The 16365-nt window shown below is 51.5% G+C and carries 14 protein-coding genes; 9 read left to right on the forward strand and 5 right to left on the reverse strand.

What is annotated here, in order from left to right:
- Window positions 1-569: 569 nt before the first annotated feature.
- Complete coding sequence (locus tag H6F76_RS18005; protein WP_199322191.1) at window positions 570-1349, reverse strand: deaminase; 780 nt, start codon at window positions 1347-1349, stop codon at window positions 570-572.
- A 905-nt stretch (window positions 1350-2254) separates the two neighbouring features.
- Between H6F76_RS18005 and H6F76_RS18010 the strand changes: the two genes are divergently transcribed.
- The 5 genes from H6F76_RS18010 to H6F76_RS18030 all read left to right on the forward strand — a co-directional run bounded on the left by H6F76_RS18010 (window position 2255) and on the right by H6F76_RS18030 (window position 7314).
- Window positions 2255-3523 (forward strand): DUF4331 domain-containing protein, encoded by a 1269-nt coding sequence (locus tag H6F76_RS18010; RefSeq protein ID WP_190510390.1) that lies wholly within the window; start codon window positions 2255-2257, stop codon window positions 3521-3523.
- A 91-nt stretch (window positions 3524-3614) separates the two neighbouring features.
- A complete protein-coding gene (locus tag H6F76_RS18015; RefSeq protein WP_190510392.1) occupies window positions 3615-4985 on the forward strand; it encodes a tetratricopeptide repeat protein in 1371 nt (456 codons plus the stop codon).
- Complete coding sequence (locus H6F76_RS18020) at window positions 4982-6499, forward strand: sulfite exporter TauE/SafE family protein (protein ID WP_190510394.1); 1518 nt, start codon at window positions 4982-4984, stop codon at window positions 6497-6499. The genes H6F76_RS18015 and H6F76_RS18020 overlap by 4 nt, the downstream gene beginning before the upstream one ends.
- 32 nt (window positions 6500-6531) lie before the next feature.
- Window positions 6532-6720 carry a hypothetical protein gene (locus H6F76_RS18025; protein ID WP_190510396.1) on the forward strand — a complete coding sequence of 63 codons (189 nt, stop codon included), beginning with the start codon at window positions 6532-6534 and terminating at the stop codon, window positions 6718-6720.
- Window positions 6721-6870: 150 nt separating this feature from the next.
- Complete coding sequence (locus tag H6F76_RS18030; protein WP_190510398.1) at window positions 6871-7314, forward strand: hypothetical protein; 444 nt, start codon at window positions 6871-6873, stop codon at window positions 7312-7314.
- A gap of 212 nt (window positions 7315-7526) precedes the next feature.
- On the opposite strand, the gene H6F76_RS18035 is transcribed toward H6F76_RS18030, so the two are convergent.
- On the reverse strand, window positions 7527-7820 hold the full coding sequence (locus H6F76_RS18035) for a hypothetical protein (protein ID WP_190510399.1): 294 nt from the start codon (window positions 7818-7820) through the stop codon (window positions 7527-7529).
- 209 nt (window positions 7821-8029) lie between these two features.
- Between H6F76_RS18035 and H6F76_RS18040 the strand changes: the two genes are divergently transcribed.
- Window positions 8030-8872: a hypothetical protein gene (locus tag H6F76_RS18040; RefSeq protein ID WP_190510401.1), complete on the forward strand. Its 843-nt coding sequence runs from the start codon at window positions 8030-8032 to the stop codon at window positions 8870-8872.
- An 826-nt stretch (window positions 8873-9698) separates the two neighbouring features.
- On the opposite strand, the gene H6F76_RS18045 is transcribed toward H6F76_RS18040, so the two are convergent.
- Window positions 9699-10052 (reverse strand): IS1 family transposase, encoded by a 354-nt coding sequence (locus tag H6F76_RS18045; RefSeq protein ID WP_190510438.1) that lies wholly within the window; start codon window positions 10050-10052, stop codon window positions 9699-9701.
- A 385-nt stretch (window positions 10053-10437) separates the two neighbouring features.
- Here H6F76_RS18045 and H6F76_RS18050 point away from each other — a divergent pair, with 385 nt between their 5' ends.
- The 3 genes from H6F76_RS18050 (at window position 10438) to H6F76_RS18060 (ending at window position 15194) form a co-directional block, all read left to right on the forward strand.
- Window positions 10438-10632: a hypothetical protein gene (locus tag H6F76_RS18050; protein ID WP_190510404.1), complete on the forward strand. Its 195-nt coding sequence runs from the start codon at window positions 10438-10440 to the stop codon at window positions 10630-10632.
- 112 nt (window positions 10633-10744) lie between these two features.
- Window positions 10745-12733, forward strand: a complete 1989-nt coding sequence (locus H6F76_RS18055) for a site-specific integrase (protein WP_190510406.1) — start codon at window positions 10745-10747, stop codon at window positions 12731-12733.
- A gap of 625 nt (window positions 12734-13358) precedes the next feature.
- Window positions 13359-15194 (forward strand): hypothetical protein, encoded by a 1836-nt coding sequence (locus tag H6F76_RS18060; RefSeq protein WP_190510408.1) that lies wholly within the window; start codon window positions 13359-13361, stop codon window positions 15192-15194.
- On the opposite strand, the gene H6F76_RS18065 is transcribed toward H6F76_RS18060, so the two are convergent.
- Window positions 15191-15967, reverse strand: a complete 777-nt coding sequence (locus tag H6F76_RS18065) for a Uma2 family endonuclease (RefSeq protein ID WP_190510410.1) — start codon at window positions 15965-15967, stop codon at window positions 15191-15193. The two genes, H6F76_RS18060 and H6F76_RS18065, sit on opposite strands and share 4 nt — an antisense overlap.
- A 64-nt stretch (window positions 15968-16031) precedes the next feature.
- Window positions 16032-16241, reverse strand: a complete 210-nt coding sequence (locus H6F76_RS18070; RefSeq protein WP_199322192.1) for a ribbon-helix-helix domain-containing protein — start codon at window positions 16239-16241, stop codon at window positions 16032-16034.
- Window positions 16242-16365 lie beyond the last annotated feature (124 nt).

The following is a 16365-nucleotide window of genomic DNA, read 5'->3' on the forward strand; positions in this document are numbered from 1 at the left end:
AGGAGTCTGCCCGGTCGCCTCGCAGATAGCTATAATTTCCCCATACCAAGCTGGAGGAATGCGACATCCTACCATTGGCTGCTGACTCATAAGAAAACCTAAATTGCTAACGGGTTAGCAGCGCTAACGCAACTGGCACAAGGCATCAACTTTGCAATTGTCACATTTAAGCTGGTTAGTCCAATTTTAGTCCAGAGCATCAGAAAAGCACTAAGCAAGAAATTCAAAAGCGGCAGCTAGCAGTAATCTCAGCCTTCAAAAAATCCGCTTGTATAGTTGCAGGTTCCGCAACGGGGCAACGAGGTGGAAAAGAGAAAGGTCGACAGTGTGAGGGTTTGAGGGCTTGTGCCAGTTGGCGGTCGGTCCAGAGGGGGAAGCGCTAGCTGACTGTTAGCCCTGCTTATCAATCGGCACCTCAGAACCAACATAGACACAGCTAAGATTGCAACCCGCCAACCATCGAAAACTGGAAAGTTCACGGTCGCCGGGCAAGCTGACGGAATTTTCTGGGGTTTGGGCTTACACCCCCAATTAGGCATCAGGGCACCAACGCCTTTTGCCCTCGGATTTCATTGCGGATCATTGCGCACTTCCCACTGGAAGAGAATGTCGCTCTCAAACAGATCGATCAATTTAACTAACACGCAGAATCCAGTGTTAGCAGGTTGAACTACCGCGATCATCCCCTTTTTCATCCTTGCAAAGTGGCTGGGAAACCTGAAGACGGTAGGGTCGGTGATGTCGCTAAATTTTTCTGCGCCAGAAGCCACCTTTACAGCGCCATTTAGGCTGGATAGGTCTACGCAGCCGTGTCCGCGTTGCAGGGTGGCCCACTTTATTGGAATGGTTCTTGTGTCGGTCTCGCTGAAATGCACATTGATGTCAATTCCGCTGTGCACAACGGGCACCCGTCGCTTGCCGCTGCCATAGACCGCATGTACGCTGCCGAACTCAAACGTTTCCTCTTCAATCGCCGCTCGCAGCTTTCGGCTGAAGAATTTGACGCTAATGTGGTTCTCCAAGAGCTTTCTGAATCCCTGCGAATAGATGGTGCCGTTCGGATCCAGCACTCCTATAAAGACTTCCTTGATTCCGGATGAGATGATCAACTCTGCGCATGATTCGACGACTTGGTCGTTGTGCAGACCAACGCATGGCTCTAGGGTTGTGTATAGAGTCGAATCAATGAGGTCTTCTCGCCTTAACTTCTCAATTGCAACTCGTTCCGCGTGCCTTCTTTTAACTTCGCCGCGATGACCCGTTGAAAGGACTTTCCCGTCTTTGACTATAACCGCTCCGACGCGCGGGTACTCCGTACACTTCAGGTGCTCTTCGATCGCGATTTTCATTAGGTCGGTACTCGAGTATGTCATGTGAGCATGAGTGTTCGATCGTATTTGGATGCGGTGCGCTCCCTACAGCGCCGTAGTGGTTCTCTCTAAGAGGTTGAGCCGACATACGGGCAAAAGGTGCAAGAAAGGCTTTTCAAATCGCATTCGCTGGCGCGGCAACTAATGGAGTATGACAGGAAGCAGCATTGCACTGGTGACACGAGGATTTTCAGCTTTGGACTTTATTTGGACTTCATCACCATGCAGTTATAGTCTGCAACCCCGATTGCTTCGTTTTGATTAGCTCCTACACACAGGCTGGGCTGCCGCTTCTGTCGTCGGTTAGTTGCGGGTTTTGCAACTAACCACGAAGCAAATAAGCCTGAGTGCAAGTGATCGCATGGACTGCCTTTTACTGCAAGGGTTCACTTTTTTCTGTTTTGTTAGTGACCACTACCCACTAGTGCTGTCTGCAACGGCTGAGGCACTGAGCCCAGCGAGTGAGAAACATGCAGCGGAGCGCCTGAACCGAAAAGCAGAGTGATGAAAGGAGATGGTGCCCTTTTAAGGTAAGGCTGCAACATGGTCGAAAAGCATGGCGATCGAGCAGTGTTCTCGCATGATAAAAGCACGACTGCTTACTCCATCGCTCAGCCTTAGGGTAGTTGTGTTGTTGTTCCTCATGGCTCTGCTTTGTCGGTCAACAAAAAGAGATTGCCTTAAACCATGACAGCAGCCCGCTTCGAGTGCAAATGTTTGTGCAATTGCAATCCAATGCCGCTTTCTCTACGTAGATCCACTAGTCACTTCAGCCAGCCTCAAGCCGTGTTTGAAGATGTCCGCCCAATGATGGATAGGAATCCATTTTCGGTTCGAACAATGATTGCTTTCATCAGAGATCAACCGTCTCAAGGAATGCCGTTATGCAGAGTAGTCATGAGGAGAGTTTTGTTCAGTTGAATAGTTATAGTGCTCCCGTCTCAAATGCTTCTACATCTAAAGTAGAAGTGCTTCTACCATTGCCCCAGAAAGTCGGAAAGCTTCACTGGCTGCGAGCGACTGGGCTCTGCCTTGCCGCCCTGTTACTGGTCTTTTGCCAAATTGCCCCACCTGCTTTGGCTTCTGATCACCAGGACACAACGTTTCTAGCCACAAAGTTGACGGCTGCCGACCTAACGGATCTCTACGTATTTGAGAGTGCAACCGACCCTGCCAATGTGGTGCTCTCCATGAACTTTGATCCACTGATTACTGCAGGAGAGGTTCGTCCGTTTGATCCTGCTGTTCTTTACCAGTTCAAGATTGACAACACCGGTGATGGCGTTGAAGACCTGGTGTTGCAGTTTCAGAGTCGACGCAGAGGACGCGGGCAGTCAGTGGTGGTGCGAGGACCTGGCAAGCCGAAGAAAGTGGGCACAGAGTCGAGATTCCTTGGCGAAAGTAGTGTTGTCGGTCCCCTTGATCAAGCGTTTACGGCCGGGAAGATGAAGGTGTTTGTTGGCACCCGCAAAGATCCCTTCTTCTTTGATCTAGAGCAGTTTTTCAAAATTATTCCGGATCGCAACTACCTGATGCAGCCGAATCCAGCGCCGCCGTTGAAAGTGGTCTCCTTCCGTCCCCCCGGTCAAGCGGTCGATACACTTGAGCCCTTTAACGTGCATTCGATCGTCGTGGAACTGCCCAGAAAGCTACTTGGAACCGGCAAGATTGGGGTTTGGATGACAACCAGTGTCAAAACCCCTCGCCTCAAGAATGGGAACTACGCGCAGATTGAACGGTTAGCCGTCCCAGCGCTGAATGAATTGTTTATGGACTTCCAAGCCCATAACGAGAGCAATCTGCAAACGCCCACCGGTGATGCTGCCAATCAATCTCAATTCATCCGCTCCTTTGTGCAGACGATCGGGCGACCGGCGGGTATTGCCGATGCTGTCATTTCGGTGGCTATTCCCGATGTCATCCAGGCTGACCTTTCCAAACAAAACGGGACCTACTTTGGTACGCAGTTGGCCGGCAACTTTGGCGGTAGACGCCCCAAAGATGACGTGATTGACGTGACGGCCTCGGTTGTGTTTGGCAGCGCGGTGACTGGCATTACGCAGGGCGCTATTCCAGCCTTGACCAGCGACAACGTTGGTCCTAAAGAGGCCAACTTCCTGCCCACCTTTCCCTACCTGGGGAACCCTCGCTAACGTCTGAAGCGAACCCTGAGCCGTTGGGTGTTGGTCTGTTTCTTGTCAGATGGCACTCAATGGCTCTCTCCTCAAACAACTCTTAAGATTTATGCTTGGACGCTCGCTCAGTTTGTGTCTGCTAGTCGGTCTACTGGCTCTACTAGGAACGGTCCCTGCGCTGGCAAATAGTAAGTTGCCGGCGCAGGCTCACTTGCCCCAACGAGACGTGGCAGCGGCAGTCTTTCCCGATTATGAACAGCGCAATCTGATTATTCATAACTATGAAGTGCAAGTGCAGCAAGCACCGGATGCCTCTATACAGTTGCGCTTGCTAGCGGCTCAGTACCTCAGGCGCTTCCGGGAACAGGCAGACGTAGAGGATTTATTGCGTGCTGAACACGCTGCCCAACGAGCGCAAGCCATCCAGCCTAGTAGTGAAGCGGCTTTGCTGTTGGCTTCCACGCTGCTCTCACAGCATCGGTTTCGGGAGGCACTACAACTAGTGACAGAGACACCGCAAGCAACGGCTGAGACTGTGGCACTCCAGGCATCCATTCAAATGGAGTTGGGAGACTACGAAGCCGCCCACCAGTTGATTCAAAGCCTACCAACCGATGCCGAACACTCGGGTTATAGCGCGATCGCGGCGCGTTATCTAGAATTGACGCACCATCTCGATGCGGCGCGTCAACTGCTGGATGCCTCTGTGCAGCGAATAGACTCGTTCTACACCAATGCGGCAGAAATGCGTGCCTGGTTCCACGTCCGCTCCGGCGATCTGGCGTTTGTCGCCGGGGACTTAACTGAGTCTGAGCGGCGTTACCAGGAAGCGATCGCCCTGTTCCCACAGGACATTGCAGCCCGAACGGGGCTGGCACGCTTGTATGCTGCTCAGCATCGCTGGCAGGCGGCTCTGGCAGTCGCCAACCAGGGGATCGAGCGCGTGCCGCTGGTGGAAACGCTGGGCTATAAAGCCGATGCTCAAAGAGCTTTGGGCGATCCGCAGGGAGTAGAGGAGACCGAAGCCCTGATCGAAGTGGTGGCGCGCTTAAGCAAGGTGCAAGGCATCTACGATCGTGCCTTAGCCGTTTACTACACCGAACACGGCATTCACCTGCCAGACGCGCTAGAAATTGCCCAGCGTGAGGTGGCAGTGCGAGACGATATCTACGCTGAAGATACGCTGGCGTGGGCGGCGGCCGCTAATGGGGACTGGCAGACCGCGCAACAGGCGACCCAACAAGCAACGCGCTATGGCACTGAGGATGCGTTGCTGCATTTTCACCGTGGCATGATTGCGCTGCACTGCGGTGATCCGGCAGACGCTCAGGCACAGTTGCGTCTGGCGCTACGGCTCAACCCGACCTTCCATCACAAGTATGCCGCTGAAGCTCGTCAAACCCTGACACAGCTTACTCATACTGTCGTGCTGAAACCAGCGACACTGTCCCTTCTCACCTCAGCGGGACCAGCCTCATGAAAACTCTGCTGCATCACCTGACCTGGATGGCTGCGCTCGTGGTGGTTTCTCTCGCCTGGGAACCCGCTGCTGCGGCCCATCCGCTGGGCAATTTCACGATTAATCACTATGCTGGCTTGCAAATTGCGCGAGACGGGGTAGCGATTGATTATGTCCTGGATATGGCAGAAATTCCGGCGTTTCAGGAGCGTATTAAACTCGACACACCCGCTCGTCTGGCTGACTATCCGATGGCTAAATGTCAGGAACTTAAGTCCGACCTGCACCTGCGTTTGAATCAGCATGCTCTACCGTTAGCGCTGCTGCAGTCAACGGTAGCCTTTCCGCCCGGTGTGGGTGGCTTAGCAACGTTGCGTCTGACCTGTGGATTTCAAGCGGCGGTCGCCCTGGCTGGCGCCGATCAACAACTGGCGTTTGACGATCAGTCTTACTCGCAGCGTTTAGGCTGGCGCGAGCTGACGGTGACGGCAGATCTGCCGCTTCAAGGTGAGGTGACAGCCAACAGTATCACTCAGCGCCTGACCGACTATCCGACGGAATTACTGAGTAGCCCCTTCAATCAGCGTCAGCTTGCCTTTACGGTGAATCCATCGCAGACGAGCGCTCAACCGCTCACGCCAGTGCCACTGAAGCCAGCGAATGCCTTCTCTCAAGCGTTAAGCGGCAGACGCAATGATGCCTTCACGAACTTAATTCTGTCGGAAGAACTCAATTTCTCGACGATCTTGGTGGCGCTGGCGGTTGCCTTTGTGTGGGGTGGGCTACACGCCCTGACTCCGGGGCATGGGAAGACAATTGTAGGAGCGTATCTGGTAGGCGCTCGCAGTCAGGTGCAACACGCCCTGCTGCTAGGGCTCACTGTCACGCTGACGCACACAGCAGGCATTTTTACACTCGGTTTAGTGATGTTGGGTTCGTCCCGCTTCCTTTTGACCGAGCAACTCTTTCCCTGGTTGAGCGCGCTTTCGGGTGTCTTAGTCACTGTGATTGGCGGGAAGCTGTTGATAACCCGCTTACGGCAGTTGCTGCTTGGGCAACGCTGGACCAGCAGTCAGGTTGCTGACGCTAATCAGGCGCACAGCCATCATCACTCGCACGACGCTTCCCATAGCCACTCGCACGACGCTTCCCATAGCCACTCGCATGATCATGGCTTGCATTCTCACTCCCACCTACTGCCCAGCGCGGATAGTTCTCCCATCACCTGGTCCAGCCTTCTAGCCTTAGGCGTTTCGGGCGGACTGTTGCCGTGTCCTTCAGCGCTGGTCGTGCTGCTGGGTGCGATCGCGATCGGGCGCATTGGGTTTGGGCTAGCGCTGGTGCTGGCGTTTAGTCTGGGTTTGGCTGGCGTGCTGACTGGTATTGGTGTGTTGTTGGTCTACGCCAAACACTGGTTTGAGCGGCTCCCTGTACAAGCGCCACAAAGCAACTTGTTTCCAGCCGTGAGTGCCTTATTGATGACTCTGGTTGGCATTGGTCTTACGGCTCAGGCGCTCCTCGTGCCGACGCTATAGCTTCAGCCTTACCCCTATCGCCTGTAAAACGTGTGTTCCGTTCTCTCATCAACTTAAGGTTAGGAGCCAAGCTGTCAGCGATTACTCAAGCCCCCCTCCGTCTAACTTTAGGTGCGACCGTGACAAAGACGCTGGTGGGACCGGGTGCCCTTTCTCTCCATGCTAAGGCGGCTGCCGTTCCAGCACCGTCTGCTTTGGGAGGGGTAGCGCTCGCACTGTGAGGCGGAGGCTTCTTGCTCAAACACCAACTGAAGCAACACCCTTAATTTCCATGACTTAGGCGGTTCCTGCCCTTGCCTGAGGGCATCCCAACAGAAACAGCCTTGTCCTTTCTATATAACCGCTTGATTGACCAACCGCGTTCAAAGCAAATGAAACAAACTTACTTTCAAGCCGCTTTTGTAGCTACCACAATCAGCCTTCTGGCCGTTCCTCACGCGCTCGCTCAAGACCCTCTTTGCTACAGAACCACGGCAACCGGTCAAATTGTTGATCTCACCGCTCTCTGCACCAGAGGCCCTACAGAACCCAATCAAATTGCGGTCTCAAACCTCAGCCTCGACGTGCCAGAGGAAGAGTTTTTGTCTTCAAAAGTCAAAGCAACCATTACGAACAACAGTGGCAAGCCCATTCAGGTCAGTACAGTCATGCTGCAAGTGAGTCGAGCCGACACAGCGATCGTCACCATCCCTTTAGACGTTGATCGAACACTCAAGCCAGGACAATCGATTGTTGCCAGTGGCCTCTTCGACAAAGCGGCTTTACAGGGACAAAATCCCCAAGAACTCAGCATCAAGTTTCAGGGCTTGCAGTAGCTCCTAGTGCGGTGGTTTTGCTAGTGCGGTGAGTGCTACCGCTGACCCAAAAGACAGTAGCACTGGCCCCAAAAGCAGGTTTGAGACGGATCTTTCAGAGAGGCAAATGGAAAAGCGTATGAAACGGTTCAGCTTAATTTTTCTAATTACGACTTTGGTGGTTATCGGCTACTTTGAGGTCAGCGTGTCGCACGCTGAAAAGCTTTTTTGGCTTAATTTGGGGCTGTAATGGGGGCTGTAACAGAGGCTCTTTGCCTCACCGCCAAGACGGTATAGGCTGTAATCACTGCGTCAGTACGCTTGCTGCTTAAGCGTGTCTTAGACGGTAGACCTTTGGCGACCCCAGGCAAAGGGTGTCTCAATACATGTCTCATTAAAGGTGTCGGGCGATCGCCTTGGTTAGTTGCACCCCGGAGCAACGGTGCCACGAAGGCATCGGGGTTGCAGGCATTGAAAACGGGCAAAATCGCCTCTGTACTACCGCTTGCTGCGTCAAAAAAGTCCAAATCTAGGCCAAGCCACTAGTACACCCCTCCAAACCGCTTGCGGTGCGACCACTGATGACACTGCTTTGACTCGGCGACGCGGTCAACGCTCCGTCAGTCAGTGTGACCAATCATCCAGCATGATAAGAGTGGTCTCAAGCGCGGTTCTGAAGACAAGCCGCCTTGGTGAGGGGTGACTTGGTTTAACCCTATGGAGGAGGAATGAGGTCGTGAACACGCTAGCAAAAATTCAAGGACTCACCGCTGCAGAGGCTCCAGTTGGTCAAGATTGGGAACCCTACTTCACAATGTTTGAAGCTCTACCGACCCTTGCCGAAGCAGATTTGATACATCGAACTTGGATAATGGAGCCATCTGTTCATGACACTCTGGTCGGCGGCAATGAGACGCCTTTGTACACAATAAGCTCAGAGCGCAGAACTATCATTCGGACCCTCTGCCAGAACCGTAGTTTCATCAATCAAGCCATTGCACAATGGTTGCGCTATTACCAATACAACCTTGTTGAGTACCGTCCTCAAGAGGAGACCCCTGAATATGTAGCGGAGGCTGAAGCCCTCTACATAAAGGCAAGGTTTGTGCTGTGTGAAGGGCTTTATAAGCACGTGGAATGGTTCAGGATCAACTTTAGAGAACCCAGGATTGTGTGGCTAAGCTGGCTCTATTTAGACCTTCTTGCCTGTTTTGAAGAACTCTGCTCCAATCGCTACGCTTCCCCTTCGGGAAAACCACTTTCTATGGGAAAAGCAAAGTTGTTCGAGCATTTGCGCAAGGCTGCCAAGGAGGAGGAGAATCTAGAAAATGCTCAGGCAGCAACAGACTACAGTCACCTAGAAGCTTTTCTGAAGAGTGATCCTGTGACTAGCTTTGCTGCATTCAAAAGTTTGACTGAGCTAGAAGCACTCATAGAAACAATGCCAAAAGCGTGCACTGCAACGGCGCGATTGAGCCCCGACTTTGAATTTCACTATTGGATTCCTTTCACAAAAGCAAGAAGCCGGTACCACTGTACGTTGAGGAAGGATAAAAGGTATCAGATGACTCGTATGTAGAAGACCGACTAGGTCTGTTTTCTCATGCCATACGTGGAAGGCAGCGAGCCAAAGCAAGAGCTTGGTTAAGTTAGGTAAAGTTTTCTGGTGCCACGGTACTGAAATTTTTTGCCAATTTATTTGGTCTAGTGTTGTCTTAGGAATTTGAGGTGCAGTGGAATGGAAAACCGGGTTAGGAGGACAATCTGCATAGCCCAAGGACAATTGGACAAGCTGGTGTGCTCATGTTCGCGTTCAAGTAGCTTTGAAAGCTCATCCCTCTAAGCTTTCAAGACGGATCGCTCCTCATGGCAAGCTGGCTTCCATGACTTCAGGTTGAGGCGGGCAATCGCTTGGGAGCGCTGGTCTAAAGGGGTATACCCCCATTGACCTTTCCTAGCAGCGCTAGCCAAAACCAAAACTGCCGATGTTAAGGGGCTACAACCTCTTTGACTCGGTAAAAGGTGTCTTAACTCGGTTTTTCGTTCCACTGCACCTCAAAGCTCAAGCCCGGTGCGATCGCTCTTAGTCAACCCGGCAGACGAGACTGCAGGTTGGAGCGTAGAACTTTCCTACTGCTTACTTTCAAGCCACTGCGCTAGCCCCAGCTGCAGTCGTTTCAAGCTGCCGTTTTCGTCTGACAGCAGCGCTAGAAACCCTACTAGAAAAATGAACCATCAGGTGCGTTGGGCAGAGCGACAGCCCTGCCACCATCGTGGTTCTTCTACTAGAGCAGACGGGCGCTGGCATCCGTCTACTTTGAATCACCAACTCGTTGCAAAGGGAATGCGTATGAATTTGTCTCCTTTTAAGAAGCAATTTTTACTACAGCTAAGACTATGAGTGCTCACTGTTGGTGATGCTTTGGCTTTGCGATCGGAATCAGTCCTCTACCAATACGCTCGACCAGCTCAGAGCGTGAAAGGTCATGTTGAATAGCCAGATCATCTAACCCTTTAATCGCTGTCCGAGTCAAAGACAGAGTCATTTTGCCTTTGACTTCATCATAAAGTTCTGGACGCCCACGCTCCCCTTTAAGCCCCTTCTTAGCTTGCTTCCGAGGGGGCTTAACAAGTTCAAAGAAGGTTTTGCCACACTCGCTGCATTTATAACGTAGTCGCCCGTGTCGGTCTTTGCCGTGCTTAATGATTCTGGCTAATTCTTTGTTTCCGCAATCACGATTAGGACAAATAAGTGACATTAGCCATTTCTAGACATAAACGAGCCATTTTATCTAACCACACACTAGGCTCGCCGTGTGGTCGAACATTGACTTATATGTGTGGAAGAAAAGCCGAAATGCCTTTTTTAGAAGCAGTCTAGCTAGTATTCCTATTTATAAGAGCGCAAAGTGACAATTCTTTTATTTATAAAAAAGTCTCTGCAATAGGGAGCTTTAAGCCTTTATTCATCGATTGTTCAGTCGTTTCTCGGCGCCATCTTTTTGAGACAGACTACCGCTCCGATGACCTGCTAGAAGGCGAAATTTTTTATAAGTATCTGTGTTGGTGTTTCCAGCTTCTCTATCACTGACAGTCCTTTAGCTACGCAATACCTAATCTGCTATACCTGGAGCCACTTATAAGATGGAATCTAAAAGCCTCGAAGAAGCACTGTTGCAATACAAAGCGTACCTTGACGCGACACGCTCGCCTCAAGCTGCTGCCAATTATCTCAATCAGACAAAACGGGCGCTTGCTCGCTACCTGCTCACTAGCATAGACGCTCCACCGTCAACAAAAAGAAAGCCGACCAAAGCCGAAGAAGAGCAGGTTGAGTAGGCCTTACAAAGCATTCCCTTAAAGCAACTGAGTCCAGCCCTCGCTCTGAAGCAGGGGCTTGATGCTTTGCAGCCAAATGAGACGCAACGTCAGTCCAATCGTTTTAAATAAGATGACATCAATAACCCTCAAAGAAGCACTACTGCAATACAAAACGCACCTTGACGCGACACGCTCGCCTCAGCCCGCTGCCAATTGCTTTAATCAGACAAAGAGTGCAGTGACTCGCTACTTGCTCACCGGCATGGGCTACCCACCGCCAGCCGGAAGAAAGCCGACCAAAGCCGAAACAGAGCAAGTTGAACAGGCCTTACAAAGCATTTGCTTAGAGCAACTGGGTCGGGCCCTAGTGGATCTAGACAAGGGGTTTGATGCTTTGCAGTCCAATGAGACGCAACGTCAGTCCAATCGCTCCAGGATAGCAGCATTTCTGAAGTGGGTTGAGGAAGAAGGGCTACTACCTCGCAAAGGTAGACAACAAAGAACCCATCGCTGCCCTCAGATCAATCTAGGGCGTGGCGCACATACACAAAAAAGGTTAACAGTCAGAGACCACAAACTTCCTTATGGCTTGATTGCAGTAAAGCCGAAGGAAGTTGAACTTGCCACAAAAATTCGAGCCGATCCACTCGCTACTGAAGAGGAGAAGCAATGGGTAGAAGAAATTGAGCAGAGACTTGCCTTAGATGCAAACGCTGAAAACCTGTATGAGTTTTTGACCAAAGAACGCTTTGCTCACCGGCAGGATAACCCTGTATCACCATCAACTGGTCGGCTACATATAAAACATCTGCGTCTGTTCCTAGGTTGGCGACATTACATTACAGGCGTTCCCCTTGAGCAACTAGCTTTTGATGTCTTAATGCCACATGTCCAGCTACCAGATGAAGATGAGGATGACTCCAGCGTTATTAAGGCTGCAAAAAAGGCTATCAAAAAGATAGAAGCCGACCTCGATCAGGAACTGGTTAGCTTCCAGGATTTTCTTGAGCACGAGAGAGAGAGCCAGAGCCCACACACGCCACAACACTATCTTAAAGCGATTGAGAAGTCTCTACGGTGTCAATACCATCGCGAGGCTAAGGATACAACTTACTCTAACGTTCCAGGTATGGGAGTGATTCAAAAACATCGTGCCGCGCTCAGGCAGAAAGAAGCTGCTCATGATGGAGTGGTAGACCTCACTCTCAAGTGGTTGGATCTACCGGATGTCTTGAAGAAAATCGTTACCCCTCTACGTCAAGAGTGTGAATTTAGAGTGATGAGCGGCAACCAACGCCCGCTTAGTAGTATTGCCGCTAGCTTTCAACGCTATGCCGTGTGGGGTGTGCTCACCTACGAGCCACCACGGAGGCAAGAGGAATGGCGAAGAGCCAAGCTGACATCAAGCTGCTTGCTCACAGATAAGCCACAAGGTGCTGCCGTAGGGCAGTGCATTCATCCACTGCCGCCACAGAAAGCGCGCTACAACAGGACGGAGAAATATTATCCCTATCTACATAAAGCAGACGGTGTATGGCTACTGGACCATACCGAATTTAGCTACAAAACTGCCAAGACTTACAAGAAACAATCTTTAGAAATCCCCAATGTCCCCTTTCCAGACGGAAAATACTTCTACGACTACCTAGAAGCTTTCTTATACGGCTATTACCGGGACCAGCAGGGTAACTGGCGCAGTGCTGGAGAGCTGAACGCACCACCGGGGGCTAACTGGAAGCTCTACAGCCTGCGCATGACCTTTAATCCCCAGCCAGTGCTGGTAGGCAAAGCCGGTAAACAACAAGTAGCGATGCCACAAGGCGTTTTTGTCCAGCCCCAAGAGGGAACAGCATATGACACAGTCGGTTTCTCGCAAGTTATTGGGAAGGCAGCACATCGGCTCACGGGACAGCGACTTACCCCACACTTACTGCGTGATATTTACGCCACTTGGTTTCTTGATCAAGGTTACACCTCACAACAAATTTCCAGTCTTGCGTATGCCATGGGTCACAGCGAGGCAATGCTCCGGCGGAAATATGATAAACGCAAGGCGAACCAAAAAAGACGCGCTGCTCAAGAAGCAGTTTCAGCGATTGTCTCAGAACACACGAAATAATCACTACGGTTCTGGTTGGCGATGTTATGCCACAAAGCTTTCACCGCCCGTAAAGGCAACTGCTAGAAGAACGTTCGTTTTCTTGGTGACGAACTTTCAGCCGCAATTGAACCTTGATAGGCGCAAAAAACTCATCCAGAAAGCAAAATCAAGTTAAGTGGGCAGCCGCAAGTTTCTTGACAAGTCAAAACCGTAGGTTTTTTCGTAAATGCCCCCGCTGGTCCAGTCTGCTGGTCCTCAACCAATGATCCAGTAATATTTTCCTTAAGCTGATTGGATGACTTAAAGCGCTATCGGATCACGTTCAAGAAATTAATTTCTTTTACTTGTAAAACCTGAAAGGTAAGCCCCACAAAGCTTGCAGCTTTTGCTCCATCAGGCTGAATTGAGGGTATGATCACTCTCAAGTCTAAAAACTAAATACTTAAAACGGCAAAAGCCGAGCATCACCGGGGAAACCTCGAACCGCCAAGAACGAAAATCCCTAATGCCCGACTTTTTACCGACCAGCCAACCAGGAGCTGATTCCCAAATACTTTGGGCGCTCCATCATCTTAACCCATGTTAATCCGGCTGTAATCGGTAAAAAAGGGCAGGTGTGTGCTCGGACTCCAAAGGAGTCAGAGTGACAGTAACAACACCAACAGAATTTCCCTCGCCACAACGGTTTCAGTCCGTTACGGAAGCGGACGCTTTCCTCGCGCTCTTCCCCCACCGCTATGACTATCTACGGGCAGAACACCCTAATCCAGGCGATCGCCCTGACTGGAAGACTGAGAGCAGATACCCACTGGGCGATCGCCCCTTACAGCAAGGCGCTTCTCTGTATGGTGTCCGCTTCGGTCCACTCACTCGATATTTGGCGCTGGATATCGATCGCCATAGTGCCTACCATCCCCGCCATGACCCGTTTGCGATTCAACGAATGCTGGCAGCACTGGAAGTGATCGGACTGGTCGCTTACGTTGCAGTCACGAGCAGTGACAGCGGCGGTATCCATCTATACTTTCCCTTTGAGCCAGAGCAGAAGTCATGGGCAATCGCGCAAGTCGTCAGCACGTTACTAGTGCAGGCTGGGTTCAAGCTCACGCCAGGGCAGCTTGAAAGCTTTCCCAACCCCAGACCCTATACGGTCGGCACACCGAGTTTATACAACGGACACAGAGTGCCCTTACAAACTGGTTCCTACTTGCTCAATGAGCAGTGGGAACCGATCTACAGCGACCAAGCAGCGTTCGTCCAACAGTGGCACTGGGCAGAGCGACGCAATGACCTCGACCACAAGACCATTAAGCGTGTGCTCAAACAGACGCAACGCCAGCAATACAAAATTGTCAAAGGCGGCGGTCAGAAGCTTCTCAACGATTTGCACACTGAAATCGAACTCGGCTGGACGAGGGCTGGTCAAACGAATCGGCTGCTCGGTCGGATTGCCATGCGTGAATATATCTTTGGTCACATCCAACGTGGTGGTACACCCTTAACAGGACCAGCACTCGTCGAGGCGATCGTTGAAATCGCAGTAGCGCTACCCGGCTATGAGGAGTGGTGTCAGCACCGGCACGAGATCCATCAGCTTGCCGGGTATTGGGCACGCAGCATCGAGGCAGCCCCCAAGTATTATCCCTATGACCCCAGTAAGCGGGTCGTTCAATTGGCACCACAAGCTGAGTTGGAACCAGCTAACAACATTGTGTCCTTCAACCAGTGGCAAGCACTAGACGCAGAACAACGCATCAAAGACGCGATCGCCACGTTACAAGCAAGCAACAACTTTCCCACTGGTGTAACCGCTAGAGCAGACGCGATCATTGGCATCGCCCGCTGCAGTAAACAAACCCTCAACAAGCACAAAGCGTTGTGGCACCCGGCAGGGTCTATCGAAAGCACTGTACTAACCCTGATCGAGCCAGAGACAGCACCTTCAGAGTCCACTTTGCTGCAAACGCTAGAACCTTTACCAGCAGGGAGCGTACACCCAGTACACCCTAATAAGCTTGTGCCGCATCCTGCTGCCCCCTCAGGGCAAGCAGAAAGGCAAAAAGAAGTTCGGGGGTCTGGGGGTTTTTCCAAAGGTCAAGTTTCACAAGTAGTTTTCTTAGCCATAGAACCTCGCGATTCAGATATTAAGTTCAAGTCTTTAAGCACCGACCGCTCTCATGCCTTGACCACGGAGCAGACTGTCATAGCGGCATCTGGAGACAGCAATCAAGCTCTCTCACCATCTCAGAGCAGTCGTGCCGTGTGTTCAAGTCCTGTGACAGGTGTTGTAACGCATGCGCCAGTAGCGATCACTCAGGCTCAGGCAGAGCGGCAACGGCGGCGAGAACGGCAACAGGAAAAGACGGCTGCCCAAAGACAAATGTGGTTAGATTCAGGTGATCCGATCTTAGTGAAGGAAGCCCAGTTACGGTTTAAGGCTCAGGTGGAAAGACAGAACACCGCCTGGTCTGACTCCTAGATTGTGTCTGGGTTTACGCCCAGTTCCCGCAGTCGCTCGGCTAACCGATCCGCTCGTTGTTGAGCCACTGTCTGACCTTCTGCGCCAGTCGGAATCACCTGCCCCACCTGGTCACACCAGCGGAGCCAGAGTCGGGTAACGCCGTCCTCAAACTGACCTTCCCACAAAGTCAAGCCAAGCCCAATGGCTGTTAACCAAACTGATTGTCCAACCTCGTTAAGGCCCTGAAGTGGTGTCAGTTCGGTGTAGCCCTCTGCCGAGAAGCTCCAGACCCGGAGTAGTGCCCCAGCCATTTCCTGTTGACCCTGTATTTGTCGCAGTGGGTCAAACACCACGTAGTAGGGTATGTGGATTTGGGCATAGAGGTCTCTCTTTGCGGTTGTCTTACCTTTCTGCTGTGACTTGCGGCTCAACGTCAGCTCGTCGCCTTCTTGGTTCGAGACAATTTCCAGGCAAACGTCTGGCAGCTTCCCCATTTCCCAGGTTAGGTAAGAACGGTGCTGTTTTTGTGAGAAGTCGTCAGGACGCTGTATACCCAAACTCAACATGACATCGGGGACCACTGGATCACCCTTGAGCTTGTAGAACAGTCCTACGTTAGCGTCAGCAAAGAAAGGAGCAGGCAAGGCTTTTGCACTGTAAAGCGGCTCGACCAGTAGCCGTTGTTGTTGCGCCGATTGCAAATTGTCCACAGGGGTGTCGTCCTCAAGCACCAGATGATCAATGTTGGGGGCGACGATTGCTTCGTTGTCTAAGAGCTGCTGCGGAGTCATAGGCAGAACTGGAAAGACTTAACCACGATCGTACTCTGAACCGCAGGTAAGAGTCTTGGCAAAGCTACTTATTTGCCTTGCCATTCAACTCTCCTGCTTCCTTCGCCTTCTCGATCTCTTGTTGGATCAATGTCTCAACTAAGTTGCTCACAGAACGATTACGGCGTTCTGCTAACTGTTCGAGGCCTTCTTTTAACTCTGGGTCAATATAGGCAAAGACTTTTGCCTTGTTTGTGGCCACAGACCCCATTCCTTCAGTCGTTTCAACATTCATAAGGTTACACCCTTCGACATTTATAGTCTTTGAGTAGTAGCACTCTACTACCACTGTGCTAGTATAATTCCCAGAACAGGAACCGGACTGATTGGCGGCAGCATCGGCACTGTTCATGGACTCT

Origin of the sequence: Leptolyngbya sp. FACHB-321, assembly GCF_014695975.1 — a bacterium.
In the GTDB taxonomy this organism is placed as follows: Bacteria; Cyanobacteriota; Cyanobacteriia; order Leptolyngbyales; family Leptolyngbyaceae; genus Stenomitos.